The organism is Bradyrhizobium canariense (assembly GCF_018130465.1).
GTDB classification, from domain to species: Bacteria; Pseudomonadota; Alphaproteobacteria; order Rhizobiales; family Xanthobacteraceae; genus Bradyrhizobium; species Bradyrhizobium canariense_C.
On record NZ_JAFCKJ010000002.1, the window covers coordinates 497,099 to 524,096 of the forward strand.

At 63.7% G+C, this 26,998-nt stretch carries 23 protein-coding genes; 12 read left to right on the forward strand and 11 right to left on the reverse strand.

All coding sequences use genetic code 11. The annotated features are described in order from the left end of the window. Positions 1-84: 84 nt before the first annotated feature. Positions 85-1,050: a sensor histidine kinase gene (locus JQ591_RS06625; RefSeq protein ID WP_211395214.1), complete on the reverse strand. Its 966-nt coding sequence runs from the start codon at positions 1,048-1,050 to the stop codon at positions 85-87. Between the two features lie 194 nt (positions 1,051-1,244). Between JQ591_RS06625 and JQ591_RS06630 the strand changes: the two genes are divergently transcribed. Continuing rightward, positions 1,245-2,084, forward strand: a complete 840-nt coding sequence (locus tag JQ591_RS06630) for an SDR family NAD(P)-dependent oxidoreductase (protein ID WP_211395215.1) — start codon at positions 1,245-1,247, stop codon at positions 2,082-2,084. Between the two features lie 234 nt (positions 2,085-2,318). Here the strand turns inward: JQ591_RS06630 and JQ591_RS06635 are convergent, their stop codons facing one another. The 3 genes from JQ591_RS06635 to sthA form a co-directional block, all read right to left on the reverse strand. Next, the gene (locus tag JQ591_RS06635; protein WP_211395216.1) at positions 2,319-3,695 is read right to left on the reverse strand and encodes a cytochrome P450; all 1,377 of its coding nucleotides are present in this window, start codon (positions 3,693-3,695) and stop codon (positions 2,319-2,321) included. Positions 3,696-3,911: 216 nt separating this feature from the next. Then, on the reverse strand, positions 3,912-5,147 hold the full coding sequence (locus JQ591_RS06640; RefSeq protein ID WP_211395217.1) for an LLM class flavin-dependent oxidoreductase: 1,236 nt from the start codon (positions 5,145-5,147) through the stop codon (positions 3,912-3,914). A gap of 281 nt (positions 5,148-5,428) precedes the next feature. After that, positions 5,429-6,820, reverse strand: a complete 1,392-nt coding sequence (gene sthA, locus JQ591_RS06645) for a Si-specific NAD(P)(+) transhydrogenase (RefSeq protein ID WP_211395596.1) — start codon at positions 6,818-6,820, stop codon at positions 5,429-5,431. A 148-nt stretch (positions 6,821-6,968) separates the two neighbouring features. Between sthA and JQ591_RS06650 the strand changes: the two genes are divergently transcribed. Together JQ591_RS06650 and JQ591_RS06655 are read left to right on the forward strand one after the other, a co-directional pair. Further along, a complete protein-coding gene (locus JQ591_RS06650; protein ID WP_211395218.1) occupies positions 6,969-8,396 on the forward strand; it encodes an MFS transporter in 1,428 nt (475 codons plus the stop codon). A gap of 127 nt (positions 8,397-8,523) precedes the next feature. Then, complete coding sequence (locus JQ591_RS06655) at positions 8,524-9,690, forward strand: extracellular catalytic domain type 1 short-chain-length polyhydroxyalkanoate depolymerase (protein WP_211395219.1); 1,167 nt, start codon at positions 8,524-8,526, stop codon at positions 9,688-9,690. Between the two features lies 1 nt (position 9,691). Here JQ591_RS06655 and JQ591_RS06660 read toward each other — a convergent pair whose 3' ends face one another. Beyond that, entirely contained in the window at positions 9,692-9,994 is a 303-nt protein-coding gene (locus JQ591_RS06660) for a hypothetical protein (protein WP_211395220.1), read from the reverse strand. 198 nt (positions 9,995-10,192) lie between these two features. Here JQ591_RS06660 and JQ591_RS06665 point away from each other — a divergent pair, with 198 nt between their 5' ends. After that, positions 10,193-10,573: a winged helix-turn-helix transcriptional regulator gene (locus tag JQ591_RS06665; RefSeq protein ID WP_211395221.1), complete on the forward strand. Its 381-nt coding sequence runs from the start codon at positions 10,193-10,195 to the stop codon at positions 10,571-10,573. Between the two features lie 3 nt (positions 10,574-10,576). Here JQ591_RS06665 and JQ591_RS06670 read toward each other — a convergent pair whose 3' ends face one another. Continuing rightward, on the reverse strand, positions 10,577-11,257 hold the full coding sequence (locus tag JQ591_RS06670) for an MBL fold metallo-hydrolase (protein ID WP_211395222.1): 681 nt from the start codon (positions 11,255-11,257) through the stop codon (positions 10,577-10,579). 175 nt (positions 11,258-11,432) lie between these two features. Between JQ591_RS06670 and JQ591_RS06675 the strand changes: the two genes are divergently transcribed. Further along, positions 11,433-13,031: an alpha-amylase family glycosyl hydrolase gene (locus tag JQ591_RS06675; protein WP_211395597.1), complete on the forward strand. Its 1,599-nt coding sequence runs from the start codon at positions 11,433-11,435 to the stop codon at positions 13,029-13,031. 164 nt (positions 13,032-13,195) lie between these two features. Here the strand turns inward: JQ591_RS06675 and JQ591_RS06680 are convergent, their stop codons facing one another. After that, positions 13,196-14,893 (reverse strand): alpha-amylase family protein, encoded by a 1,698-nt coding sequence (locus tag JQ591_RS06680; RefSeq protein WP_211395223.1) that lies wholly within the window; start codon positions 14,891-14,893, stop codon positions 13,196-13,198. 241 nt (positions 14,894-15,134) lie between these two features. On the opposite strand from JQ591_RS06680, the gene JQ591_RS06685 reads away from it, so the two are divergent. Together JQ591_RS06685 and JQ591_RS06690 are read left to right on the forward strand one after the other, a co-directional pair. Further along, positions 15,135-15,626 (forward strand): MmcB family DNA repair protein, encoded by a 492-nt coding sequence (locus tag JQ591_RS06685; RefSeq protein ID WP_211395224.1) that lies wholly within the window; start codon positions 15,135-15,137, stop codon positions 15,624-15,626. Between the two features lie 241 nt (positions 15,627-15,867). After that, positions 15,868-16,047 carry a hypothetical protein gene (locus JQ591_RS06690; RefSeq protein ID WP_211395225.1) on the forward strand — a complete coding sequence of 60 codons (180 nt, stop codon included), beginning with the start codon at positions 15,868-15,870 and terminating at the stop codon, positions 16,045-16,047. A gap of 96 nt (positions 16,048-16,143) precedes the next feature. On the opposite strand, the gene JQ591_RS06695 is transcribed toward JQ591_RS06690, so the two are convergent. After that, positions 16,144-16,698: an ActR/PrrA/RegA family redox response regulator transcription factor gene (locus tag JQ591_RS06695; RefSeq protein ID WP_211395226.1), complete on the reverse strand. Its 555-nt coding sequence runs from the start codon at positions 16,696-16,698 to the stop codon at positions 16,144-16,146. A 103-nt stretch (positions 16,699-16,801) separates the two neighbouring features. Then, the gene (locus JQ591_RS06700) at positions 16,802-18,112 is read right to left on the reverse strand and encodes an ActS/PrrB/RegB family redox-sensitive histidine kinase (RefSeq protein WP_211395227.1); all 1,311 of its coding nucleotides are present in this window, start codon (positions 18,110-18,112) and stop codon (positions 16,802-16,804) included. A 105-nt stretch (positions 18,113-18,217) separates the two neighbouring features. Here JQ591_RS06700 and JQ591_RS06705 point away from each other — a divergent pair, with 105 nt between their 5' ends. The 4 genes from JQ591_RS06705 (at position 18,218) to JQ591_RS06720 (ending at position 22,343) form a co-directional block, all read left to right on the forward strand. Continuing rightward, positions 18,218-19,021, forward strand: a complete 804-nt coding sequence (locus tag JQ591_RS06705) for an ABC transporter ATP-binding protein (protein WP_211395228.1) — start codon at positions 18,218-18,220, stop codon at positions 19,019-19,021. Next, on the forward strand, positions 19,018-19,836 hold the full coding sequence (locus JQ591_RS06710; RefSeq protein ID WP_211395229.1) for an ABC transporter permease: 819 nt from the start codon (positions 19,018-19,020) through the stop codon (positions 19,834-19,836). Before JQ591_RS06705 ends, JQ591_RS06710 begins: the two co-directional genes overlap by 4 nt. A 121-nt stretch (positions 19,837-19,957) precedes the next feature. Then, a complete protein-coding gene (locus JQ591_RS06715) occupies positions 19,958-21,286 on the forward strand; it encodes a polyhydroxyalkanoate depolymerase (RefSeq protein ID WP_211395230.1) in 1,329 nt (442 codons plus the stop codon). 217 nt (positions 21,287-21,503) lie between these two features. Continuing rightward, entirely contained in the window at positions 21,504-22,343 is an 840-nt protein-coding gene (locus JQ591_RS06720) for a M48 family metallopeptidase (protein ID WP_211395231.1), read from the forward strand. Positions 22,344-22,598: 255 nt separating this feature from the next. Here JQ591_RS06720 and JQ591_RS06725 read toward each other — a convergent pair whose 3' ends face one another. Then, positions 22,599-24,812 (reverse strand): transglycosylase domain-containing protein, encoded by a 2,214-nt coding sequence (locus tag JQ591_RS06725; protein WP_211395232.1) that lies wholly within the window; start codon positions 24,810-24,812, stop codon positions 22,599-22,601. Between the two features lie 167 nt (positions 24,813-24,979). On the opposite strand from JQ591_RS06725, the gene JQ591_RS06730 reads away from it, so the two are divergent. After that, positions 24,980-25,405, forward strand: a complete 426-nt coding sequence (locus JQ591_RS06730) for a DUF1330 domain-containing protein (protein ID WP_211395233.1) — start codon at positions 24,980-24,982, stop codon at positions 25,403-25,405. Between the two features lie 219 nt (positions 25,406-25,624). Here the strand turns inward: JQ591_RS06730 and JQ591_RS06735 are convergent, their stop codons facing one another. Continuing rightward, positions 25,625-26,866 (reverse strand): ABC transporter substrate-binding protein, encoded by a 1,242-nt coding sequence (locus tag JQ591_RS06735; protein WP_211395234.1) that lies wholly within the window; start codon positions 26,864-26,866, stop codon positions 25,625-25,627. Positions 26,867-26,998 lie beyond the last annotated feature (132 nt).

Consider the following 26,998-nt stretch of genomic DNA (forward strand, 5'->3'; position numbering starts at 1 on the left):
CCAGCCCATCGTCATTAACAGAGCGTCAACGCGCGCAGCGAAACCGCGAACGAGGCGCGCGATCGAGTTTCGCTTGCGCTGTGTCTAGCCGCCTTTGGGGATACGGCATTGCATGGTGCAATGAAGTCCGGTCCTGAGATAGGAGACCTCCGACTTGCCGTCGAAGGCTGACAGCGCCGACTTCAACAGCTTGGTGCCGAAACCCGGCTCGGAGACCTTGTCGACGCTCGGGCCCTCGGTTTCATCCCAGATAACGGTCAGACGGTCGTCGCTGACGGTCCATGACACCTGCAACAATCCGCGCGGCGCGGAGAACGCGCCATATTTGCCCGCGTTGGTGGCGAGTTCGTGAAACATCAGGGACAGCGTGACCGCAAGCTTCGGCGGCAGGAACAGCCGGTCGCCGTTGAGCGTGAAGCGGACATGGCCGTAAGGGCCGAGCTCCGAGATCAGGAGGTCGCGAATGTCGCAGCCGGCCTTGTCGATCCGCGAGATCAAATCGTCGGTCGCGGCAAGCGACCGCAGCCGCGGATCGATCCGGGCCCAGATTTGCGGCTGATCGTGCAGCACCTGATGCAGCACGGCATGCACCGTCGATAGCTTGTTCTTCAGCCGGTGCTGGAGCTCGTCGACCAGCAGCTTGCGGTAGTCTTCTTCCTCGATCAGGCGTCTGGAAATGCGGCGCTGCTCGACAAGGAGCGAGCGATAGTGCTCGACGCCCCAGACGGTGAGCGCGCAGACCGCCCAATAGAGCGCCAGCAGGGCGAATCGCGCGTGATCGGCAAAGGCATCGCCGAAATTCACGACGACGCCGAGCACGCCGCCAACCAGCGCCGTGATGATGCCGATGCGGAAGCCGCCGAACGCGGCCGCAAAGAACACGGCCGGGAAATACGGCGTGAAATAGACGTCGGGCCGCATATGGGCGAGAGCCCAGCGTGCCAGCGTCGCAACCAGCAGGCAGGCGACCGCAAACGCAAGGCTCAGGCCGAGCGATGGCGGTGCCACGCCCTGCCAGCCCTTGCGGAATTCGTCGATCAGCTTCCCCATGCGCAGTCCGGTCGCGATATGCGTTCGACAATCGAGCGATCGCCAGGAATGTTACGCATGTCGTCGGCGCAAGCAAAGCTTGCCTTGTCGAAAGCAGGCAGGAATAGTGCCTGCTGCGGCGCCGGGTGTCGCGGCGCCGTCGTCGATCGGTGTCCGCCATTTGGCTTCAAAGGGTTCGAAAACAGGGACATTCCATGGGCAGGCTGGATGGCAAGGTCGCGGTGATCACGGGCGCGACGAGCGGGATCGGGTTGCGGACTGCGGAAGTCTTCGTTGCCGAAGGTGCCAAAATTGTGATCGCGGGCCGGCGTATACCGGAAGGCGAGGCGCTGGCGAAGCAGCTCGGGGCGACTTGCGTCTTCCGCCAGACGGATGTGACGGTCGAAGCCCAGATGCAGGCGCTGATCGCGCTCGCTGTGGAAAAATTCGGCCGCATCGACTGCCTGTTCAACAATGCCGGCGGCCCGGCGCAGACCGGCGGCATCGAAGGCCTCGAGGTCGAGCGCTTCGACGCGGCGATGGCGACCCTGGTGCGCAGTGTCATGCTCGGCATGAAGCACGCCGCGCCCCACATGAAGAAGCAGGGTTTTGGCAGCATCATCAACAATGGCAGCATCGCCGGTCGTCTCGCCGGCTTCTCGTCCTCGATGGTCTATGGTGCGGCCAAGGCGGCGGTGATCCACCTCACCAAATGCGTGGCGATGGAGCTCGGCGAGTCCAACGTCCGCGTCAACTCGATCTCGCCCGGCGCCATCGCGACCGGCATTTTCGGCAAGGCGCTCGGGCTTTCGACCGATGCGGCGGAGAAGACACCGGCGGTGATGCGCGAGGTCTACAAGACCGCGCAGCCGATCCCGCGCGCCGGCCTTCCTGACGACATCGCCCATGCAGCGGTGTTCCTGGCCAGCGACGAATCCAGCTTCATCAACGGCCATGACCTCGTCATCGACGGCGCGATGACCGGCGGCCGCAACTGGAGCCAGCAGCAGCAGGGCTACGTGGCCCTGCGCAAGGCGTTCGATCAGGGGGCGTAGCGGCAAGGAGAAATGCCGTAGGGTGGGCAAAGGCGCGTTTTTCGCGCGCCGTGCCCACCATTGGTGGTCGAGCCCGGAGAGACGTGGTGGGCACGCTTCGCGTTGCCCACCCTACGAAACCTACGAAATCTCGCTAGTTTTCGTCATTGCGAGGAGCGAAGCGACGAAGCAATCCAGAATCCCTCGGCGGAAAGATCTGGATTGCTTCGCTTCGCTCGCAATGACGGCTGTGGCTCACACCGCCTTCACCCGCACCCGCAGTCCGTCGCGTGGCTTCGGGATCGGCCACATTTGCCAGTCGGCCTTGTAGCCGGGCTCTAGCGACACCTCGATGTTCTGCAAGAAGTGCCGCGCGAAGCATTTCGCCTGCATGTAGGCGAAATGCAGGCCGAGGCACATATGCGCGCCGCCGCCGAACGGCACCCAGGCGAAGCGGTGGCGGTTGCGCTGGGCCTCTTCGGTGAAGCGAGAGGGATCGAAGCGATCCGGCTCCGGCCAGATGTCCTTCATGTGGTGCGTGTAGAGCGGATTGACGCCGACCGCGGTGCCGGCCGGAATCGTAAAACCCTTGAAGGTGAAATCGCGCATGGCGCGGCGCGGCATCGATGGCACCGGCGGCTTGATCCGCAGTGCTTCCTTGAACGCCATCTCCGACAGCGGCATCTTTTCGAGATCGTCGAAGCTGCTTGGCGCATCAGGGGCGAGCCCCAGCGCCATAACTTCCGCGCGAAGCTTGTCCTGCCAGTCGGGATTTGCCGCGAGCTCGCCGATGAACGACGTCAGCGACGAGGTCAGCGTGTCGTGCGCCGCCATCATCAGAAAGCTCATGTGGTCGATGATGTCCTGTTCCGAGAGCAGCGCGCCGTCCTCGTGGGTTGCGCGGCAGAGCTGCGAGAACAGATCATCGCCGCCGTGATTGCCGCGTCGCAGCGGAATCTGCTCGCGGAAATAGGCGACGATGCGCTTGCGCCCCCTGACGCCGGCCGCCATCTGCGTGCCGGGGAGGGGGCGGCGGATCGGGGCGACGGCGGCGGCGACCATGTCGACGAAGGCGCGGTTGATCTCGTTGACCTCCGGCCCGATATCGGCGCCGAGAAAGGACGCCGCGGCGAGATCGAGCGTGAGCTGCTTCATCGCCGGATAAAGCTGCATCTCGCCGGGCTTTGCCTTCCACTGCGCGACGCGGGCGGCGATGCCGCGGTCGAGATCGCTCAGATAGGACTTCATCGGTCCGGACTTGAACGCGACCGACAGCGCCTTGCGGTGTAGCCGGTGCTCATCAAAATCCAGCAGCATCAATCCGCGCGGAAACAACAGGCCGAGCACCTTGTTCCAGCCATGGGTGGAGGAGAACAGCTTTTGCTGGTCGAACAGCACGAGCTCGTTGGCCTCGGGGCCGAGCAGCACGACATTGGTCTCGCCGAAGAAATGCGTGCGATAGACCGTGCCGTATTTGGCGCCGTTGGCCTCGATATGCCCCTTCGGGTCGGCGAGCACCTGAAAGGTCTTGCCGATGATCGGCCAGCCTTCGTCGCCGGGGATGTGTGTCAGCTCGTTGCGCTTGGGTGCGGTGAAGCCCGGCGCAGAGGCGGCCACATTCTGCATCGACATGACGACTGCTCCAGTTGGCTAGACCCGGCCAACATAGCACAATCCGGGTCGTCTTGCGCCTAAGCATGCACCATCGTCGTCCCGGCGAAGGCCGGGACCCATAACCCCAGGGAGCAATTTGTCACGAGCTGGTAATTGCGTGTCTTCGCCAAACACATTTCGGTGGTTATAGGTCCCGGCTTTCGCCGGGACGACCTGTGGAGATAGTTTTGCGGCTCACCGCTTCGCCGCTTCCTTCTGCAAATCCGGTGCATTGACGGCCGGAATCGCAACGCGGCCGGCGCCGGTCACCTTCAATGCCTCGGCAGCCTTCTCGTTCTCCATGATCTTGGCCATCACGGCTTGGCCCGCGCGTTCGAAGATCGCGCGGTTCTCGATCACGAATTTTTGCGACCTGCGCAAGCTATCGATGTAGCCGTTGATCTCCGGCACGACATAGCGCGCGACCATGTCCCAGCTCCGGCGGGTGTTCTCGGGATTGGCCCAGTCGTGCACGAAGCCGATGACGGCGCCGACGCCGCCGGAGACCTGCATCACGTTCTTGATCATCTTGACGAGATCGTCGGGCGTGCCGATGACGGAGGCCGCTCCGTCGACGAAAGCGGTCTTGTCCACGGCCTCGTCCGGCGAGGCGAACGCGGTGAGTCCGGGCCGTTGCAGGGTGCCGACATTATATTCATTGTGCCAGCGCATGAGACCGGCACCGGCCTCGCGGCGGGCCTGCTCGCGGGTTTCGGCGAGGTGCCAGGTTAGCAGCACGCGCCAGTTCGCGCGATCGACTTTGGTGCCGTGCTTCTTTGCTGCGTCCTCGGCGAACTGCCATTGCTGCTGCAGCGACATCAGGCCCTGCGTCGTCATCGAACCCAGCGAGATGATGCCGATGCCGTATTTGCCGGCGAGCGTCATGCCGGAGGGCGAGATCTGCGAGGCCACGACGAACGGCATCTCCTCCTGCAGCGGCAGGATCTGCAGCGCGGCGTCGTTCATGGTGAACCAGTCGCTCTTCGCGGTGACGCGCTCGCCGCTGAAGAGGCGGCGGATCACGCCGATCGCCTCGTCCTGGCGGTCGCGCTGCGTCATCGGATCGATGCCGAGCGTATGCGCGTCGGAGGCGAGCGCGCCGGGACCGGAGCCGAAGATGGCGCGGCCGCCGGTCATGTGGTCGAGCTGCACCATGCGCTGCGCGACGTTGTAGGGATGGTGATAGGGCAGCGACACCACGCCGGTGCCGAGCTTGATCCGCTTGGTGCGCTCGCCGGCCGCAGCCAGGAACATCTCGGGGGAGGCGATCATCTCCCAGCCGGAGGAATGATGCTCGCCGCACCAGAACTCGTCATAGCCGAGCGCATCGAGCTGCTCGACCAGGTCGAGATCGCGCCGGAACTGGAGCATCGGATGCTCCCCGATCGGATGATGCGGGGCAAGGAAGGCTCCGAACTTCAGGCGCGCCATGGCGTTCTCTCCGGCTGGATTTTTTGTTTGTTAGGTGCGGAAAGCTACGTGCTGGAAAGCGCTAACGCAATCGCGCGGTGTCCCGCGCCGCGGAATGCAGGCATGCGATGAAGTGAGGCGAAGTGCTTCGACTCCCTCTCCCCGTTCTTACGGGGAGAGGGTTGGGGTGAGGGGCTCTCTCCGCAGATGAGATCGCCGTGAGACCTGTACCCCCTCACCCGGAATTCAAACTGCGTTTGAATTCCGACCTCTCCCCGCAAGCGGAGCGAGGTGAAGGAAAATCACCGCGTCATCCTGTTCCACGCATCCAGGCCGGCGATCTTGTACGCCTCGGCCAGCGTCGGATAGTTGAACGTGTTCTGGATGAAATAGTCGATCGTGCCTTTGAGATTGAGTACGGCCTGGCCGATATGGATCAGCTCGGTGGCGCCTTCGCCCAGGATGTGCACGCCGAGCAGGCGGCGCGTCTTGGTCGAGAAGATCATCTTCATCATGCCGCTGTTCAGCCCCATGATGTGGCCACGCGAGGTTTCGCGGAAGCGCGCGATGCCGACCTCGTAGGGGATGCCGCGGGTCCGCACCTCTTCTTCCGTGAGGCCTGCGGTCGAGATCTCCGGCACTGAATAAATGCCGTAGGGAAAGAACTCCGGCGGCGCCATCGGTTCCATGCCGAGCGCATGGCATGCAGCGACGCGTCCCTGCTCCATCGAGGTTGAGGCAAGGCTCGGAAAGCCGATCACGTCACCGGCGGCGTAGATGTGCGGCACGCTGGTCTGCAAGGTCACGGGGTCGACCGAGATGCGGCCGCGATGGTCGACGACGATGCCGGCCGCTTCGAGGTTGAGCCGGTCGGTGGCGCCGACGCGCCCGGCCGCGAACAGCAGCATTTCCGTGGTGACATGGCGTCCGTCCGACAGATGCGTGACGATGCTGCCCTGCGCCGTCCTCTCGATCGAGTTGACCTTGGCCCCTAGCCGTAGCGCGACGTTCCGGTCACGGAGCTCGTGCATGAATTCGTCGATCAATTCCTTGTCGATGAAATCGAGGAAGGTCGGCCGCGGCTCGATCAGGGTGACGGGCACGTCGAGCGCGCTGAAGATGGTGGCGTATTCGACGCCGATCACGCCGGCGCCGATCACGGCGAGGCTGCGCGGCAGCTTCGGCAGCTCGATGATCTCGTCGCTGTCGAGCACGGTGGCGCCGTCGAACGGCACATAGTCGGGACGGAACGGACGCGTGCCGCAGGCGATCAGGATGAAGGCGGCGGACACCACCTTGATCTCACCGATCGGGCTGGTGATCTCGACCTCGTGCGGCGACACAAGGCGTGCCTCGCCATTGGCGGTGCGCACCAGATTGCGGCTGAACTGATGCTCGAGCACCTCGACCTCGTGGTCGAGCGTCTTCTGCAGGCGGGTCATCAGATCGCTCGCCGCGATGTCCTGCTTCACGCGGTAGGAGCGGCCGTAAAAGCCGCGCTCGCGCCAGCCGGAGAGGTTCAGCACCGTTTCGCGCAGGGTCTTCGAGGGAATGGTACCAGTATGAACGGAGACGCCGCCGACCCGCCGGCCCTTCTCCACCACCAGCACGGCCTTGCCGAGCTTGGCACATTGCACCGCGGCCCGGCGCCCCGATGGGCCCGAACCGATCACCACCATGTCGTAGTCGTACATCCGGAAGACTTCCGAGCCCGCAAAACCAGCAGGAATTGCCATGCAGCAATCGGGCCAAAGCGACAAGTCCTACCTCGGAGGTAATCGCGCGGATGACGCCGATCTGCGAGTTATGCGCGCAAATAAATGCCTGAAGGTTCGCGCGCCGATGCATCAAACCGTCACAAAACAAGTCGATTCGTCGCGCCGCTGGGGAGTGCTGGCGATCGTCGTCGCTGCTCAATTCATGTTTGGCGTCGACGCCTTCATCGTGAACGTCGCCATTCCCACCATCGCGGTCGACCTGCATGCGACGCCGGCGCAGATCGAATCCGTCATCGCGATCTACCTGATCGCCTATGCCACGCTGGTCGTCACCGGCGGCCGGCTCGGCGACATTCACGGCACCAGGAACGTGTTCCTGGCTGGCCTGCTCGGCTTCACCCTGACGTCGCTGTGGTGCGGACTGGCGCAATCCGGCGCAGAGTTGATCATCGCGCGGTTGACGCAGGGGGCCTCCGCCGCGCTGATGGTGCCGCAGGTGCTGGCGACGCTGCATCTCCTGTTTACCGATGAATCGCGCAACCGTGCCTTCGCCATCTACGGCATCGTGCTGGGGCTCGCGGGTGCCGCGGGCTTCCTGCTCGGCGGTCTCCTGGTCACGATCGATCTCGCCGGCACCGGCTGGCGCTCGGTGTTCTTCGTCAATGTGCCGTGCGGTCTCGTCATCGCGGCCGTGGCCTGGCGCATCATGCCCTCGGCGCCGCAGCGCGCCGGCACGCGGCTCGATATCACGGGCAGCATCGTCCTGTTCGCCGGATTGCTGTGCATGATCGGTCCGCTGCTGTTCGGTCACGATGTCGGCTGGGCACCGTGGCTGTGGGTGGTGATGGCGATCGGCGCTGCGATCCTCCTGGCATTCCCAAAACTGGAGCATGCGGTGGCACGCGCCGGCGGCATGCCGCTGATTGATCTCTCGCTGCTGACGGACGCCGCTTTTCTGCGCGGCCTTGGCGCGGCGTTCTTTTTCTTCGCTGCCAATCTCTCCTTCTATCTGGTCATGACGCTCTTCATGCAGCGTGCGCTGAAAATCCCGCCGCTCGCGGCCGGCATGGCCTTTATTCCGCTCGCGCTCGCTTTCGTCGTGGCCTCGCGCCATAGCGGCGCACGGGCGCGCCATCGCGGCACCAGGGTCTTGATCGAAGGCTGCGCGCTTCAGATCGCGGGCCTCGCGGCGCTTGCGTTTGTCGCGTTCTCTGTCGACGCGCCGTCTGCGCTCCTGCTCGCGCTCACCATGATCGTCTTCGGCTACGGTCAGGGCCTGGTGATGGCGCCGCTCTCCGGCGCGGTGCTCTCGACGGTAAGGCCGGCGGCCGCAGGTTCTGCCTCCGGCATGTACGGCACCACGGCGCAGATCGGTAATGCGGCCGGAGTGGCCGCAATCGGCGCGGTGTTCTTCGCCGTCGAAGCCGTGCAATCATCGCGCGCAGGATTTCTCGTCTCGCTCGCGCTGTTTGTGACATTAATCATGATCTGCGCCGCATTCCTGGCGTGGATGCGCCCGCGCTTCTGCACGAAGTTGAGGCATTGCGGTTAATACGTGCGGATTTCTGCAGGTTCTCCTGCGATTTAGCACCTCATCGACCGCACACGGTCTTTTTATTTTGCACTGCAGCAACTATTTGGTTTGGGTGGACGTTGAACGTCGCCTGCCAGGAGTTGCCGTGTCGTTAACCAGAAATGTCGATCTCTTGAGACGTCTGCCCAAGCTGGACGGATTGCGCTTCGCCGAGTTTGGCCGGAGCGCCGATGCGTCCAGTCCGTTGGAAGAGGTTACGGGCTTCGGTGACAATCCCGGCAATCTGCGCCTGTTGGCGTTCGTGCCGCCGCAATTGCAGAAGCCGCGCGCGCTCGTCGTCGTGCTGCACGGCTGCGGTCAGACCGCAGCAAGCTACGACCTCGGTGCCGGATGGTCGACGCTCGCCGAGCACTACGGCTTTGCGCTGTTGATGCCCGAGCAGCAGCGCATCAACAACGGCAACACCTGCTTCAACTGGTTCAATCCGGAAGACACGGCACGGGACAGCGGCGAGGCGCGTTCGATTCGCGAGATGATCGCGCACATGATCGAAACGCACCGCGTCGATCCCCGGCGCATCTTCATCACGGGACTGTCGGCCGGTGGCGGCATGACGTCGGTGATGCTCGCGACCTACCCTGAAGTCTTCGCGGCCGGTGCGGTCATCGCGGGACTTCCCTACGGCATCGCGACGAATCTGCGCGAGGCGCTCGACGGCATGTTTCATTCCCCGGCGCGGCCAGCGCGCGAACTTGGCGATCTGGTGCGGCGGGCCTCGAATCATCGCGGGCCCTGGCCGAAGATGTCGGTATGGCACGGCAGCGCCGATCGCACCGTCAATCCCGGCAACGCCAACGAGATCGTCAAGCAGTGGCTCGATCTGCACGACCTGCCCGACGTGCCGATGGCGGAAACCAATATCGACGGTTATCCGCGCCAGGCCTGGTGGAACAAGGACGGCGAGACTCTCGTCGAGTCCTACGCCATCACCGACATGGCACACGGCACGCCGCTCGGCCTTGCCGACAACGACCAGCGCTATGGCGTGGAAGGCGCGTTCCTGATCGAGGCCGGCATCTCCTCGTCCTATCACATCGCGAAATTCTTCGGCCTCACCGGCTGGATTCCCGACGCGGCGAAGAAGGCCGAGGCAAAGCCGACGCCCGCCCGCTCGCCCGCGCCGCATCTGGCACGCTCGATCCGCGCCGCGATCGCCGAAGAGCCGGCCGAGCCGAAGCGCGAGGAGGCCGGCGGCTTCGATCTCGGCCAGATCATCACGCGCGCGCTCACGGCTGCGGGATTGATGAAATAACTCAGGCCGTCGCGCCGATCCATTCGATCGGCGTCGCCGTCACCTCGCCCCCGGCGACCTTGCGCGTCATCTCCTGATAGGCCTTGAAGAACTCCCGCGATTGCAGCGCTTTTTGCGCGGCATCGTCGCTGACGCTGGCGAGATGAAAATAGTTGCCGTCGTCGCGGTTCTTCAGGACACGATAGCCGATCCGTCCTTTCAGCTCCGGATCGCCGTCGATTGCCTTGATGAAGCGGCCGACCTCCTGGTGCCAGGCCTCCGTCGTGCCGTTCTTGAATTCGTACCGGATCATGAAGTGCTTCATGGTGACGCTCCCTGTTCGCGTTGTGCGTCATCATCTGCGTGCTGGATGCGATCCTGCAAGTATGGACAAAATTGATAGTATGGACTTTTTCGGCGTCGCTCCTATTCTCCCCCAAAGCGTTTTTTCGAGCGAAGTGGATGCCGGTTCGCGTGAAGAAAACGCGTCAAAACAAAAATGCTTGCGCATGGAGGAGACGACATGGCCAAGGAAAGGACAAAGGCGATTCCGGTGCGCAGCTGTCCCGTCGCGGCCTTTCAGAAGATGATCAGCGGCAAGTACAAGCTGCGCATCGTCTGGGACCTCAAGGACGGCCCGCGCCGCTACGGCGAGATCAGGAGTGGCCTGCTGCGCGGCACGGAAGGCAGCGCCGAGATCACACCGCGCGTGCTGAGCCGCGAATTGAAGGCGCTGACAGAGAGCGGCCGGATCGATCGCAAGGATTTTGGCGAGGTGCCGCCGAAGGTCGAGTATCGCCTCACCCGCAAGGGCAAGAGCTTTGTGCCGGTCGTCGCCGCGATCCGTGACTGGGGCGACCGCAACCTGAGCCAGCCCGCGGCTCTGGCGGACGCTGCCGAGTAACGCTTACATCTCGCCGGTGATGAACGGATTGGTCATCCGCTCCTGGCCGATGGTCGAGCCGGCGCCGTGGCCGCAGATGAAGCCGACATCGTCGCCGAGCGGCAGCAGCTTTGTCTTGATCGAGTCGATCAGGGTCGCATGACTGCCGCCGGGCAGGTCGGTGCGTCCGACCGAGCCGGCGAACAGGACGTCGCCGACATGGGCGAAGCGCAGCTCCTTGTTGAAGAACACCACGCTGCCGGGCGAGTGGCCGGGGCAATGATAGATGTCGAACTGCAGGCCGCCGATCGCCACGGTATCGCCCTCGTCGAGCCAGCGATCGGGCGCAAAATTGCGCACGCCGGTCATGCCGAAGCGCGCGCCGCTTTCGACCACGTTGTCGAGCAGGAATTTGTCCGCGGCGTGCGGGCCTTCGATCGGCACCTTCAGCGCCTCGCGGAGTTCAGCCGCGCCGCCGACATGGTCGATATGGCCGTGAGTCAGCCAGATCTTCTCCACGGTGACGCCGGTCTGCTTGATCGCCTCCAGAATTTTCGGCACGTCCCCGCCGGGATCGATCACCACGGCCTTTTTGCCGGGCTCGTCCCAGATGATGGTGCAGTTCTGCTCGAACAGCGTCACGGGGACGATGATCGCGCCCGCCTTGGCTTGTTGAGCCTCTTGGCTATCGTTTTGCTCGGTCATGGGGCTCACAATGCCGATTTTTGCCATGTCGCCAAGCAAAAGATTTGCCCCTCGGGCCCGGAACAGCCGCACGGGCCGTCACACGGCCGTCCCAATTCGCCTGCTGGTTTGAACCCGGGACGTTGCTTCCGCGTTCTCTCGCGCGGGATGCAGATTTTTGGATGGGTTTTCCAGCATGGCTCAGGGCGGCAATTGGTGGCGCGACGGCATTTTCTATCAGGTCTATCCGCGCTCCTTTCAGGATTCGAACGGGGACGGGGTCGGCGATCTCGCCGGCATTTTGCAGCGGCTACCTTATGTGAAATCGCTCGGCGTCGACGCGATCTGGCTGTCGCCGATCTTCCCCTCGCCGATGGCCGATTTCGGCTACGACATCTCCGACTATACCGGCATCGAGCCGCTGTTCGGCACGATGGAGGATTTCGATGCGCTGCTTGCGGCCGCGCACGACAACGGCCTCAAGCTGATCCTCGACCTCGTGCCCAACCACACCTCGGACCAGCATCCCTGGTTTGTCGAGAGCCGCTCCTCGCGCGACAATCCCAAACGCGACTGGTACATCTGGCGCGACCCGGGCGAGGGTGGCGGCGTGCCGAACAATTGGCTGTCCGAGTTCGGCGGCAGCGCGTGGCAGTTCGACGAGACCACGGGGCAATACTACTACCATGCCTTCCTCGCCCAGCAGCCGGACCTCAACTGGCGCAACCCCGATGTCCGCGCGGCGATCTACGACGTGATGCGGTTCTGGCTGGAGCGAGGCGTCGACGGCTTTCGCGTCGACGTGATCTGGCACCTGATCAAGGACGCCGACTTCCGCGACAATCCGCAGAACCCGCATTATGTCGAGGGCCGGCCGCCGAACGAAAGGATTCTCACGCAATATTCCACCGACCAGCCGGAGGTGCACGACGTCATCGCCGAGATGCGGCGCGTCACGGATGCGTATGACGCGCGCGTGCTGATCGGCGAGATCTATCTGCCGCTGCATCGTCTCATGGCCTATTACGGCAACGATCTCACCGGCGCGCAGATGCCGTTCAATTTCGCGCTGCTCTCGACCTTCTGGAGCGCGCGTTCGATCGAGAACATCATCGAGGATTACGAGAAGGCGCTGCCCAAAGGCGCCTGGCCGAACTGGGTGCTCGGCAATCACGATCGTCCGCGGGTCGCGAGCCGCGTCGGACCGGAGCAGGCCCGCGTCGCCGCGATGCTGCTGCTGACGCTGCGCGGCACGCCGACGCTCTATTACGGCGACGAGATCGGCATGCATCAGCTCGCCATTGCGCCCGAAGACGTGCGCGACCCCTTCGAGAAGAACGTGCCCGGCATCGGTGTCGGCCGCGACGGCTGCCGCACGCCGATGCAGTGGGATTCCTCCAACTTCGGCGGCTTCTCGGACGTCAGGCCGTGGCTGCCGCTGCCGGAGGATCACATCCACGAGAACGTCGTCAATCTCGAAGTCGATTCACGCTCGATCCTCAGCCTCTACAAGCGCCTGATCGCGTTGCGGAAGGCGTGCCTGCCGCTGATCTCGGGCGACTATCATCCGATCGCGGCGCAAGGCGATCTGCTGATCTATCGCCGCGAGGCCGAGGGCAGGGCGGTGATCGTTGTGCTCAATCTCGGCCCTGAACCGATCGCGGTCACCACCAGCTCCATCCGCTTCGGGAGCGAGATTCTGCTGTCGACGTTTTTGGATCGCGAGGGGGAGCGGCTCGAAGGCGTACTGGATCTACGCGGCAATGAAGGCGTGGTGGTGATGCCGCCATCGTAGTCGTCCCGGCCTAGTGCGCCATTGCGCACGGGGGGCCGGGACCCATACCGCGTGATCTACCGATCGCGGTCGGGAGGAGTACCGAACGACGAATCTTCGTCAAACCATTTCCTGTGATTATGGGTCCCGGCCTTCGCCGGGACGACACTGGAATTGTGGCGACGCTATCCCGGATGCTTGTTACCCCGCACCGTCTCGTCGATATCACTCCGCTTCAGCAGATAGTCCAAGCCGCCGACGCGGTACCAGCGATAGCCGTAGGGCTCCAGCACGATACGGTGTTGGCCGCGCTTGTCGGCGTGGCTGTGGTCTTCCGCGAGCAGGTTGATCAGGTGCTCGCCGGCGTCGCCAGGCAGTTGCACCGAGAACGCGGTCTCGCGCGGCTTTTCGTCGAGATTGTGCACGAACAGCACGGAATTGTTGCGCCAGTCGTAGCGCATGATGAACACGGCGGGATCCCGCGTCGGGATGATCGCGAAATCGCCCCAGCCGATCTCGGGCACCTCCTTGCGCATGCGGACGATGCGCTCGGTCCAGTTCAGCATCGAGTTTGAATCGCGCCGCTGCTTTGCGACGTTGAGATGCTCGTAACCGTAAGGGCCCTTGTCGATGACCGGGCACGCCGGCTTGTCGCTCTTGGTGAAGCCGCCCTGCGGCTCGGTCGACCATTGCATCGGCGTGCGCGCGCAATTGCGTTCGGGCAGCGAAAGGTCGTCGCCCATCGCGATCTCGTCACCGTAGCGAATGACAGGCGTTCCCGGCAGCGTGCACATCAGGCTGTAGGCCAGCTCGAGCCGCCTGCGGTCGCCGCCCAGCATCGGTGCGAGGCGGCGGCGTATGCCGCGGTCGTAGAGCTGCATGTCCTTGTCCGGGCCGAAGCGCTTGAACACGACGTCGCGCTGCGCCTTGGTCAACCGGCCGAGATCGAGCTCGTCGTGATTACGCAGGAACAGGCCCCATTGCGCCGCGGCCGGCCGCGGCTTGGTCGCCTTCAGCGCCTTCGCCAGCGGACGCGCGTCGCCGGAGGCCAGCGCATAGAACAGGTTCTGGTTGACATGGAAGTTGAACATCATGTGCATGCGGTCGCCATCGCTGCCGAAATATTCCATGTCGGTTTCCGGCAGCACATTGGCCTCGGCGAGAATGATCGCGTCGCCCTGCCGCCATTGCAGGAATTCGCGAAACGCGCGCAGCATGTCGTATTGCTCGACCGGTTTCCTGACCTTCGCGCCCTTGGTCGAGATCACGAATGGCACGGCATCCATGCGGAAGCCGGAGACGCCGAGCTGGATCCAGAAGCCCATGATCTTGAGGATCTCGGCCTGGACGTGCGGGTTCGAGGTGTTGAGATCGGGCTGGAAATCATAGAAGCGGTGGAAGAACCAGGCGCCGGCCTCCTTGTCGCGCGTCCAGGTCGACTTCTGCACGCCGGGAAACACCATGCCCTTGTTGGCGCCGGCCGGCTTCTTGTCGGACCACACATACCAGTCGCGATAAGGCGAATTCTTGTCGCGCCGCGCCTCCTTGAACCAGTGATGCTGATCCGACGTGTGGTTGACCACGAGATCAATGATGACGCGGATGCCGCGCTGCTTGCAGCCATGGGTGAACTCGACGAAATCGCCCAGCGTGCCGTAGCGGGGATCGACGCTGTAATAGTCGGCGATGTCGTAGCCGTCGTCGCGCCCCGGCGAATTCTGGAACGGCATCAGCCAGATCGTGGTGATGCCGAGCCCGTGCAGATAGTCCAGCCGGCGCAGCAAGCCCTTGAAGTCGCCGATGCCGTCGCCGTTGGCGTCCATATAGGTGCCGACGGACAGGCAGTAGATCACGCCGTTCTTGTACCAGAGATCGTCGATCATGCGCGAGCCGCCTCGATGGTCCGCCGAGGTGCGGCGGCTGCGTGATAAGTGCTTGGCGGAGGGGAGGTTCCGTACCCCGCCGTCGTCCTGGACAAGCGAAGCGCTGATCCAGGACCCATTACCCCAGGGAGAAGTTTGGCGAAGACGGGTGGCGAGCAGCTCGCGCGACAACAACCTCTTGGGGTAATGGGTCCTGGCTTTCGCCAGGACGACGACGGAGGAATCGGCTAAACTCTTCCCCATGGACAACGCCGCCCGCAACATCGCCCTCGTGCCGCCGCCGGACCGCCGTCAGTCCGAGACGGCGCTGGCGATCGCGCGCGGCACGGCGCGGCTGCTGCGGTCGCTCGGCTTCACCTGCATCAGCGAATTGCCGCTACCGTCGGGCCGGCGTGCAGATCTCGTGGCGCTGAACGAGCGCGGCGAGATCTGGATCGTCGAGATCAAGTCGTCGGTGGAGGATCTGCGCGCCGACCAGAAGTGGCAGGAGTATCGCGCCCATTGCGACCGGCTGTTCTTCGCCTTCACGCAGGACCTGCCTTGCGAGATCTTTCCGCAAGACACCGGCCTGATCATCGCGGATGCCTATGGCGCGCACCTGCAGTGCGAGGCGCCCGAGCACAAGCTCGCTGCGGCCACGCGCAAGCAGATGACGGTGCGATTCGCGATGGCGGCGGGCTTGCGGATCAACCGGCTGGTCGATCCGCAGGGACACGCGGAGTTCTGGGAGTAGGTTCGCGTGCCTCTTACCGGCGGCCGTGCACGTCCGGGCTACTCCGATCAGCGGCCGTGCCCGGTGCCGGTTCCACTCGCCGAGTGCCATAAGCGACGTTGCGGGATTGTTCTGGTAAGTGAGTATGGGGTCGCGTTCTGAACATAAAGCCGGAGCACACTGTCGCCATCGCCGCCCGTTGTTGGCTGTTATCGGTGACAGAGAGTGCTGCATGCTCCCGCCTCATCAAGGAGCGTCGGCCATGTCACACTACAAAGCCTATCTCATCTCCCAAGACGGCCATCACATCAAAGCTGTCAACCTCGAGTGCGTCGACGACGACGCGGCAAAGAAGCGCGCTGAGCAGCTGACCGACTTTAGTCATGTCGAGCTATGGGAGCACGCCCGTAGAGTTGCGAAGTTTGGCAGCAAATCTGCCTGAACGGCTAGCGCGAGTCTCGCTGCCGCCGAATACCTGTCGGCGAGGCCGGACATCCGTGTGTTAGCGAGTAACGACGTTAACGAGTAACGACCCGGATTACCGTGGCGCGCGCTTCGCCAGAATCCGCTGCAACGTCCGCCGGTGCATGTTGAGGCGCCGCGCCGTCTCCGAGACGTTGCGGTTGCACATCTCGTAGATGCGCTGGATGTGTTCCCAGCGCACACGGTCGGCCGACATCGGGTTCGCCGGCAACTCGGATTTGTCCGAGCCGGTCGACAGCAGCGCCGCGACGACGTCGTCGGCGTCCGCGGGCTTTGAGAGATAATCGATGGCGCCCATCTTCACCGCGGTGACGGCCGTGGCGATGTTGCCATAACCGGTCAGCACGATTGCGCGGGCGTCGGGGCGCTTCTTCTTCAGCGCCGAGACCACGTCGAGACCGTTGCCATCACCGAGCCGCAGATCGACCACGGCGAATGCCGGCGCCGCCTTGCCGATCTGCGCCAGACCGTCCGAGACGGTGTCACATGACGTCACCGCAAAGCCGCGCGTTTCCATGGCGCGCGAGAGCCGCTCCAGAAACGGCTTGTCGTCCTCCACGATCAGCAGCGAGCGGTCGGTCTGTTCGTTCAATTCGGCGATGGCGTTCAAGGTTTTGTCCTCTCTCCAGCGCGTCTACATATGGCGTCGCAATCGGGCGGTGCCAAGGCCGCCAATAGTCGATCGGTCCCGTTGTGCGACGCAAGGTCGCGGCCTATCCTATTGTTTCTTCGAAGGTCTCGATAGCCTCAAAACGCTCTCTCAGCCACGTGATCTGGACCACCGCGCCGTGTTCCGGAAAGGTCCGGTTGGTAAACGAGACCTTGGCACCGGTGCGTTCGAGCAAGGTGCGCGCGATGAATACGCCGAGCCCGAGGCCGCCGCCTTCGTCCTGGCTGCGCCGCCGCGACAAATAGGGCTCGCCGATCCGGTTAAGGATGTCAGGCGGAATGCCGGGACCGTCGTCGGAGATCACGAGCTCGATCGTGTCCTTGTTCCACCACGCATTCACCTCGACCGTGGTGCGGGCGAAATCGACCGCGTTCTCGACGATGTTGCCGACACCGTAGAGGATCGCCGGATTGCGCGAGCCGACCGGCTCGGCCACGATGGCGACGGCGATGCGCACCTTGATATCGACGCCGAAATCGCGGTGCGGCGCCACCACCTCCTCGATCAGCTCCGACAGCTTCATGCGGTCGAACGGCGCTCCGGTGGAGGAGAGCTGGGTGATCTTGCTCAGGATGTCGCGGCAACGCTGCGTCTGCTCGCGCAGGGTCTTCAGGTCGGCGGCAAAGACCGGCTCCTTCACCGTCTTCTCCAGTTCGCGCGAGATCAGGAAGATCGTCGCGAGCGGTGTGCCGAGCTCGTGCGCTGCGGCCGCAGCCAAGCCGTCGAGCTGGGTCAGATGCTGCTCGCGCGTCAACACCAGCTCGGTCGCCGCCAGCGCGTCGGCGAGCTTGCGCGCCTCCTCGGTGACCTGGAACGAGTAGAGGCTGGTGACGCCGATCGCGAGCGCGATCGAGAGCCAGACGCCGACGAGATAGATCGGCGGCAGCACCAGCGGATCGTCGGAATCCCAGGGCAGCGGCGTATGGAAGAAGAACAGGACCGAGGCGCAGGCGACAGCCAGCACGCCGAGGCCGAAGGTGAAGCGGGCCGGCAGCGCGGTTGCCGAGATCAGCACGGGCGCGAGGAACAGGAACGAGAACGGGTTCTGGAGTCCGCCGGTGAAGAACAAGAGACCCGCCAGCTCCACGATGTTGAGCGCGAGCAGTCCGGCCGCCTGCATCGGCTCCAGCCGCTGCAGCGGATTGGACACGGTCTGGAGCGCCAGATTGAGCGCCGCCGACAGGGCGATGATGCTGACGCAGGGGACGATCTCGACGTTGAATTCCAGCCCCTGCGCCACGATGAAGATCGCGGCGAGCTGGCCCAGCACCGCGAGCCAGCGCAGCCGCAGGATCGTATCCAGGCGGATATGGCGCTGCGCGGGGCGAAAGTCGGAAGCGGCAAGTTCGGTCATTTCGGCCAATGGGGCGGTGCCTTCTCGATCACAAGCGCGCGGCTCACGGAACCACCGGATTACAAGCCTTGCGCTCTCCGCTGCAATAGCAGAAGAACGCCCAGCATGACCGAGAATGACAAGGCTTCAAGTCGGCCGACTGTCGCGGATCGCAGCCTGTCCGCGGCAATCGCGGTCGATCATCTCGTCAAAGTCTACAAGCAGACCCGTGCCGTCGACGACATCTCCTTTTCGCTTCCGCGAGGCAGCATCACCGGGCTGCTGGGCGGCAACGGTGCCGGCAAGACCACGACCATCGCGACGATCATGGGCCTCGTGCTGCCGACCTCCGGCCGCGTGCAGGTGCTCGGGCATCGAATGCCGGAGGAGAGCGCTGCCGTGCTGGGGCGGATGAATTTCGAGAGTCCCTATGTCGACATGCCGATGCGGCTCACGGTGCGTCAGAACCTCACCGTGTTCGGGATGCTCTATGCGGTGAAGAACCTCTCCGACCGCATCGCGAAGCTCGCCGACGATCTCGACCTCACCGAGTTCATCGACCGTGCCAACGGCAAGCTCTCCGCCGGCCAGAAGACGCGCGTCGCGCTTGCCAAGGCGCTGATCAACCAGCCCGAGCTGCTGTTGCTGGACGAGCCGACCGCCTCGCTCGACCCTGACACCGCCGACTGGGTCCGGGGTCATCTGGAGCGCTATCGCAGGGCGAACAACGCCACCATCCTCCTGGCCTCGCACAACATGCTCGAGGTCGAGCGGCTCTGCGACCGCGTCATCATCATGAAGCGCGGCCGTATCGAGGACGACGATACGCCCGAAGCCATCATGGCCCGCTACAACCGCACCACGCTGGAAGAGGTGTTTCTGGACGTCGCGCGCGGCCGGGTGAACGGCGCGAAGGAGGCGGCGCGATGACCGAGCTTTCCCTCCACCGCGGCATTTCCGTCCATCGCATCGGCGCGATGATCCTGCGCTATTGGTATTTGCTGATGTCGTCCTGGCCGCGCCTGCTCGAGCTGCTGTACTGGCCCGCGCTGCAAGTCATCACCTGGGGCTTTCTTCAGCTTTATATCGCGCAGAATGCAAACTTCTTCGCGCGTGCCGGCGGCACGCTGATCGGCGCCGTCATCCTCTGGGACATCCTGTTTCGCGGGCAGCTCGGCTTTTCGATCTCGTTCCTGGAAGAGATGTGGGCGCGCAACCTGGGCAATCTCATGATGAGCCCGTTGAAGCCGATCGAATTTCTGCTGTCGCTGATGATCATGAGCCTGATCAGGCTCGCGATCGGCGTCATCCCGATGACGCTGCTCGCGCTGTTCCTGTTTCACTTCAACGTTTATGCGCTCGGCGTGCCGCTGATCGCGTTCTTCTGCAACCTGATCTTCACGAGCTGGTCGGTCGGCATCTTCGTCTCAGGCCTGGTGCTGCGAAACGGCCTTGGCGCCGAGAGCATCGTCTGGACCTTGATGTTTGCAATCATGCCGCTCGCTTGCGTCTACTATCCCGTCAGCGTGCTGCCGGTCTGGCTGCAATATATCGCCTGGGTGCTGCCGCCGACCTACGTGTTCGAAGGAATGCGCGCGCTGCTGATCGAGAACACCTTCAGGACCGATCTGATGTTGAGTGCGTTGGCCATCAACGTGGTGCTGTTGGTTGCATCTTTTGGGGCATTCCTTGCCCTTTTACGCAGCGCCAGGAAACAGGGTTCGCTGCTGTCAGGCGGCGAATAACGTCACTTTCTCGTGGATTCAGCCCGGTTTGGGCGCCTCGGACACGTAGATGTACGGAACCATCCATTGACGCAATATTACGCATTCGGCAGTATGCTGCGATGCGAAGAGGAATATAGCGATGCCGATTGGTGAGTTTGGCGGCGCGCCGCCCCTGGTGGCCGAAGGCAGTCCGGTCCTGACGACGCCGATGTACTGGATGTACGAGATGGGGCAAGCCTCTCTGAATCCGGCGCGTGCGATCACAGACGCAACCAAGCTGCTGTTTCAAAATCCCCTCAATCCATGGGCGCGCACCGAAGTCGGCAAGTCGGTTGCCGCGGCTTGCGAATTGTTCGAGCGCACCACGCGCCGCTACGGCAAGCCGGAATGGGGTCTCAACGACACCGAGGTCAACGGCATCCGCGTCCCCGTCGAGGTTCGCTCGGTCTGGGAAAAGCCGTTCTGCCGCCTGCTGTACTTCGATCGCAAGTTCACCCGTCCGCTGCGCAGCCCGCAGCCGCGCGTGCTGATCGTAGCGCCGATGTCCGGCCATTACGCGACGCTGCTCCGCGGTACGGTCGAGGCTTTTCTGCCGGCGCATGAGGTTTACATCACCGATTGGGCCGATGCCCGCATGGTGCCGCTCAGCGAGGGCCGCTTCGATCTCGACGACTACATCGATTATGTCATCGAAATGCTGCACGTCCTCGGCGGCAACACGCATGTGCTGGCGGTGTGCCAGCCTTCCGTTCCCGTCGTCGCCGCCGTCTCGATCATGGAAGCGCGGCGCGATCCCTTCGTGCCGACCTCGATGACGCTGATGGGCGGCCCGATCGACACCCGTCGCAACCCGACCGGGGTGAACGACCTCGCCCAGGAGCGCGGCATCGACTGGTTCCGCAACCACGTCATCACCAAGGTGCCGTTCCCGCATCCGGGCATGATGCGCGACGTCTATCCGGGATTCCTGCAGCTCAACGGCTTCATCAGCATGAATCTCGACCGGCATATGGATGCCCACAAGCAGCTCTTCGCAAATCTGGTGAAGGGCGACGGCGACCTCGTCGACAAGCATCGCGACTTCTACGACGAATATCTCGCGGTCATGGATCTCTCCGCCGAGTATTATCTGCAGACCGTGGACACCGTGTTCGTGAAACACTCGCTGCCGAAGGGCGAGATGACCCATCGTGGAACACGCGTCGATCCCTCCAAGGTCACGCGCGTCGCGTTGATGACGGTCGAAGGCGAGAACGACGACATCTCGGGTCTCGGTCAGACCGAAGCGACGCACACATTGTGCAGCTCGATCCCCGATCATCGCCGCGTTCATTACGTCCAGAAGGGCGTCGGACATTACGGCGTGTTCAACGGCTCGCGCTTCAAGTCGGAAATCGTGCCGCGCATCCATGACTTCATGGTCTCGGCGGCGAATCCGAGCTCGTTGCAGGCTCTTGCGGCCGAATAATCGCGTTTTTCGGCTTTCCCGCTGCAAATCGACGCCCCGTCGGCGGTTCCGACGGGGGTAAGTTCCCTCCAGATTCGCGGTATTCAGGTAGCTTTGTAGGAGTGAGTCTTACCTCACCCTTTGGGGGTGCCGCATGCGTCCGACGGGGGCGAAAAAACCTGGTTCCAACCCCAGTCTGTAGGGTCTCCCGGACGCCAGACCCCTGTATATTGGGCAAATGATTTGTTTTTGCGCCGAGCGCTTTCCCTGGCGGCGGTTATGGCAGAATCCGGGCGCCCTCCTGCCCCCCGGACTGACAGACATGGCCACTCGCGCACTCCTCTATAGGCGGCCCCACGAACCGAAGACCCTCCTGATCACCCACGGATCGCAATATTTTGCGATTCGACTGCGCCGGCATCGCCGCGCGCGTCGTTACACGCTCAGAATTCATCCGAGCGATCGCGAGGCCATCCTCACCATGCCGCCGCGCGGCACGCTCGCCGAAGCAAAAGACTTCGCGCAGCGCCACGGCGCGTGGATCGCAGCACGTCTCGGCCGTTTGCCGAAGGCTGCGCCGTTCCAGCCTGGCACAGTGATACCGCTTCGCGGCGTTTCCCATCGCATCGTTCATCGTGCCGGCACGCGCGGTACGGTGTGGACGGAAGTGCGCGATAGCGGTGAACGCATTCTCTGCGTTGCCGGCGGCGCGGAGCATGCCGACCGTCGCGTCAGCGACTTCCTCAAGCGCGAGGCGCGCCGCGATCTTCAGCGCGCGGCGGAAGCCTATGCCGTCGAGCTCGGCGTCAAGGTGAAGCGGCTCTCGATCCGCGATCAATCCAGTCGCTGGGGCTCCTGCACTTCGGCCGGCTCGCTGTCGTTCTCCTGGCGCCTGATCCTCGCGCCGCCCTACGTGCTCGACTATCTCGCCGCCCACGAGGTCGCCCATCTCGTCGAGATGAACCACTCGGCGCGATTCTGGCGCGTCTGCGGCAAGGTCTGCCCGTCGATGGAGCGTGCCAAGAAGTGGCTCGATACATACGGCAACGACCTGCATCGCTACGGGGTCGAGGATTAGGGCTTCGCTGTCAGCCTCCATCTGATGCTGTCATCGCCCGGTTCGACCGGGCGATCCAGTATTCCGAGGCGGTTGTTGTTGAACCGAGAGGCCGCGGCGTACTGGATTCCCCGCCCTCGCGGGGAATGACAGCCAGCGCGCGCTTCAAGCGTCTGAGCAGCCCGCGCAAGCCGTTGATTTCGTTATCCTCGGCTACTGTGCATGGGGTTGTTTTCGCGTTTTTTGTTTTGAGGTCACCAGGACCTCAGGCCGGCGCTAGCGATTTCCGCCGAACAGCCGGTCCATCAGCCAGCCATCGAGCCCCGCCGCGGCTTCCGGTCGTGCATTGGCGCGCGTGGGGGGCGGGCGATAGCCGCTGTTGCTGGCCGCTGCCGGCGCGGGCGCTGCCGCTGTTGGCGGCGATACCTGCGACGCCGCCTGCGCGAGGTTCGACAGGCCCCAGCCACCCGGCGAGCTCGGCAAGGCTGCCACCGGCACGCCCTCGTGTGCCGTCTTCATGAAGCGGGACCAGACTTCGACCGGCAGGCCGCCGCCGGTTGCCTTCTTGGTCGGCGAGTTGTCGTCATTGCCGAGCCACACGCCGGTGACGAGGTTGGCGGTGTAGCCGATGAACCAGGCGTCGCGGTAGTCCTGGCTGGTGCCGGTCTTGCCGGCCGCCGGCCAGCCCGGGATCTCTGCCTTCTTGGCGGTGCCGCTGATCAGCGTTTCCCGCATCATCGTGTTCATCATGCCGACATAGCGCGGGTCGACCACCTGATTGTGCTCGTCCGCCTGGCGCATGTAGAGCAGCTTGCCACCGAGCGTCCTGATCCGCGTGACGACATGCGGCGTCGCCGTGAAGCCGCCATTGGCGAAGGGTGCATAGGCGCCGACCAGCTCGACCATCGAGACTTCGGAGGTGCCGAGCGCAATCGAGGCGTTGGGCTCGAGCTTCGAGGAGATGCCGAGCCGGTGCGCGGTGCGCACCACGTTCTTCGGTCCGACCTCGAGGCCGAGGCGGATGGCGACCGTGTTGAGCGACATCGCGAGTGCCTGGGTCAGCGTCACCGCGCCGAAATATTCATGCGTGTAGTTCTCAGGCTTCCAGCCCTTGACCTCGATCGGTGCGTCCTGACGGACGGTGTCCGGTGTCAGCCCCTGCTCGAGCGCGGTCAGGTACACGAACGGCTTGAACGAGGAGCCCGGCTGGCGTTTTGCAGTCACCGCGCGGTTGTATTGGCTGTCGGAATAGTTCCGGCCGCCGACCATGGCGCGCACGGCGCCGTCAGGCGTCATCGCCACCAGCGCGCCCTGGCTGACATTGAACTTCACGCTCTTGGCCGCGAGCTCGTCGATGATGGCGGCCTCCGCCACGCTCTGCAGCTTCGGGTCGATCGTGGTCTCGACCTTGATGCTCTCGTCGATCTGGCCGACCAGATCGTCCAGCACCTCGCCGATCCAGTCGGCGACGTAATTGACCGTGCCGGCGCCGACCGGCTTCACATTGTAGGAGGGGTGGCCGATCGAAGCCTGCGCTTGCGCGTCGGTGATGAATTTTGCATCCGCCATCGCCGCGAGCACGATTTTCGCGCGCGCTTCCGCACCCTCAGGGTTGCGGTTCGGCGCAAGGCGCGACGGCGATTTGACGAGCCCGGCCAGCATCGCGGCCTCGGCGACGGTGACGTTCTTCGCCGGCTTGCCGAAATACTTCTGCGCGGCCGCTTCGACGCCGTAGGCGCCGGAGCCGAAATAGACGCGGTTGAGATAGAGCTCCAAGATCTCGTTCTTGGAATGCTTGCGCTCCAGCCAGATCGCGAGCTCCGCTTCCTGCAGCTTGCGCTGCATGGTGCGCTCCTGGGTCAGGAACAGGTTTTTCGCCAGCTGCTGCGTCAGCGTCGAGCCGCCCTGCGACACGCCGCGATGGAGCACGTTGGTGACGAGCGCGCGCAGGATGCCGATCGGGTCAATGCCGAAATGTGAATAGAAGCGACGGTCCTCGATGGCGATGAATGCCGTGGGCAGATATTGCGGCAGATCTTTCAGCGACACGTTGGCGCCGGCCATCTCGCCGCGCTGCGCCAGCATGCTGCCGTCGATGCCGACGATCTGGATCGTCGGCGGCCGCTTGGGGATTTCCAGCGACTGGATCGGCGGCAGATGGGCGCCGACATAGATCACGACGCCGATCACGGCAATCGCGCCCCACAGGCCCAGCACCGCGCCCCAATAGACCAGGCGGCCGAGACCGGCGCCGAGGCGCGACTTGGATCGCCGCTTGGCACTGCCGCGGCCGGCCGGCGCCTTCCGCTCGCGCGGCGCCTCGCCGCCGGCGTCCTCGCTCTTGCGCTTGGCGGATGATTTCGTTGATTTCTTCGGCTTGTCATCGCCGCCGGGGATACGGTCGGCCGCGGTCAGGCGCAGATCGGCGAGTGCTGCAGGCAAGCCGAACAACGGCTCCTTCCGCCCACCCTTTTTCTTTCCCAACCCCATACGCAAACGCCCGGTCAGCCCGCCCCGCCGCACGCTAGCGGTCGCTGTTTAAGGCCCGGTTACCCAGAGCTTAACGCGCGATTAGGAGGTGCGGCATTCGCTGGCCGCAGTTCCGCTGGGTGGACGGCGGAGCTAGGATCGCCGGCATAAAACAAGAGGGAACTCAGATGGGCCACATCGATCCGACCAAGGAGGTTTTCGCGCAGTTCCGGGACAACGACCGCCCCGGCCCGATCCATATGCTCAACCTGGTGCGCTTGCGCAAAGCGGCGGCCTATCCGGATGGCCGCAAGGCGAGCGGCGCGGAAGCCTATGCGGCCTATGGCCGCGAGAGCGGCCCGGTGTTCGAACGCCTCGGCGGCCGCATCGTCTGGCAGGGCAAATTCGAGCTGATGCTGATCGGCCCCGAGGCCGAGCGCTGGGACCATTGCTTCATCGCCGAATACCCAAGCGTCGCCGCCTTCGTCGAGATGATCCGCGATCCCGTCTATCGCGAAGCGGTCAAGCACAGGCAGGCCGCGGTGGAGGATTCACGGCTCGTTCGGCACGCCGTGCTGCCGGTCGGGAAGAACTTTGGCGAGATACCGGAGTAGGCCAACAAATGGTCTCTCCCCGTCATCCTGAGGCGCGAGCCCTTGCGAGCCTCGAAGGATGAACGGCCCTGCTGCTTCCGCGCGGTCATAGCCGGGCCGTCGCCCTTCGAGGGCCGCCGAAGAGGCGGCCACCTCAGGGTGACGGTGATGGATTGGGCGAAGCCCAAAAAAAACGGCGGCCGGAGGGCCGCCGATCGCATTTCAGAATTCGAACAATCACTAACCCGCCGGACCCGCATCCTCCATGATCGGGCCGAACAGCTCCCAGCGTTCGCCGTTGAACTTCATCATCTGCATCTGCTTGTTGACGCGGTAGTCGTTCGGCCCGGTGTTGATCTTGATGCCGGGCAGCGCGAAGCTCGGGGTGAAGTCCTTGATGCTGGCGACCTGCTTCATGACGTTCTCACGCGACAGGTCGTCGCCGCACTGTTTCAGCACTTGCGTCAGCAATTCGGCGACTGAATAAGCATAGGTGTTGACGGTGTTGAGCTTGTCGCCTTCGGGGAAATACTTGTCCATGAAGGCGAAGAACGCTTTCACACCCGGATCGTCCTTCCACTGCGGATCACCGGGCTCCTTGCCGTATTGGGTCGAGATGATGCCCTTAGAGATGTCGAGGCCGGCCGGCTTCAGCGTCGCCGAGATCGGGCTCGCATTGATGTCGAGGATGTGCACCGGCGACCAGCCGAGGTCGGCGAGCTTCTTGATCGCCTGCGCCGCGAATTTCGGCGTCGAGGCGTCAAAGAACACGTCGACGCCCATCGACTTCAGCTTGACGACCTGCGAGTCGACGGTCGGATCCGTGACCTCGTAGGACAGCTCGCCGACGATCATGCCGGCGGCCTTGTCGCCGAGCCCGCTCTTGAGGCCCGCGAGATAGTCGCGGCCCATGTCGTCGTTCTGGTAGAGCACGCCGATCTTGGCGTTCGGATGCTCCTTGAGAATGTACTTTGCGTAGATGCGTCCCTCGGACACGTAGTTGGGATTGTAAGCGATGGTCCAGGGATAGTTCTGCGGATCGTTGAAGCGCGCAGCGCCGGTCGAGGCCAGGAGCTGCGGGATCTTCTTGCCGTTGAGATATTTTTGCACGGCGGCGTTCGCGGCGGTGCCGATGATCTGGAAGGTGAAGAGGACCTCGTCGCCTTCGACGAGCTTGCGCACCTGCTCGACCGTCTTCGGCGGCGAATAGGCGTCGTCATACTGGATCAGATTGATCTTGCGGCCGTTGATGCCGCCCTGATCGTTGATCATCTTGAAGTAGGCGGCCTGGGTCTTGCCGATATTGGCGTAGACGGAATAGGCTCCGGAGAACGGCACGGTCTGGCCGATCTTGATCTCGGTGTCGCTCGCGCCGGTGTCGTATTTCTTCTGGGCGAGGGCTTCACTTACGAGGGCCTGGCCGGCGGAGAACGCGAAGGCGAGCGCTGCCGTGGCGGTTATGAAGACTCTGCGATTGGTCATATCGGGTCGTTCCTCCTGACGGAATTTTCGGCCGATGGTCTTTTCCGTTGATTGCAACGGTCGCCATCGCTGCCGAAGATTGTGGAGGAACGTTCGCCACCGCGCAAGGATCGCGGCGCTGCGCCGTAGCGT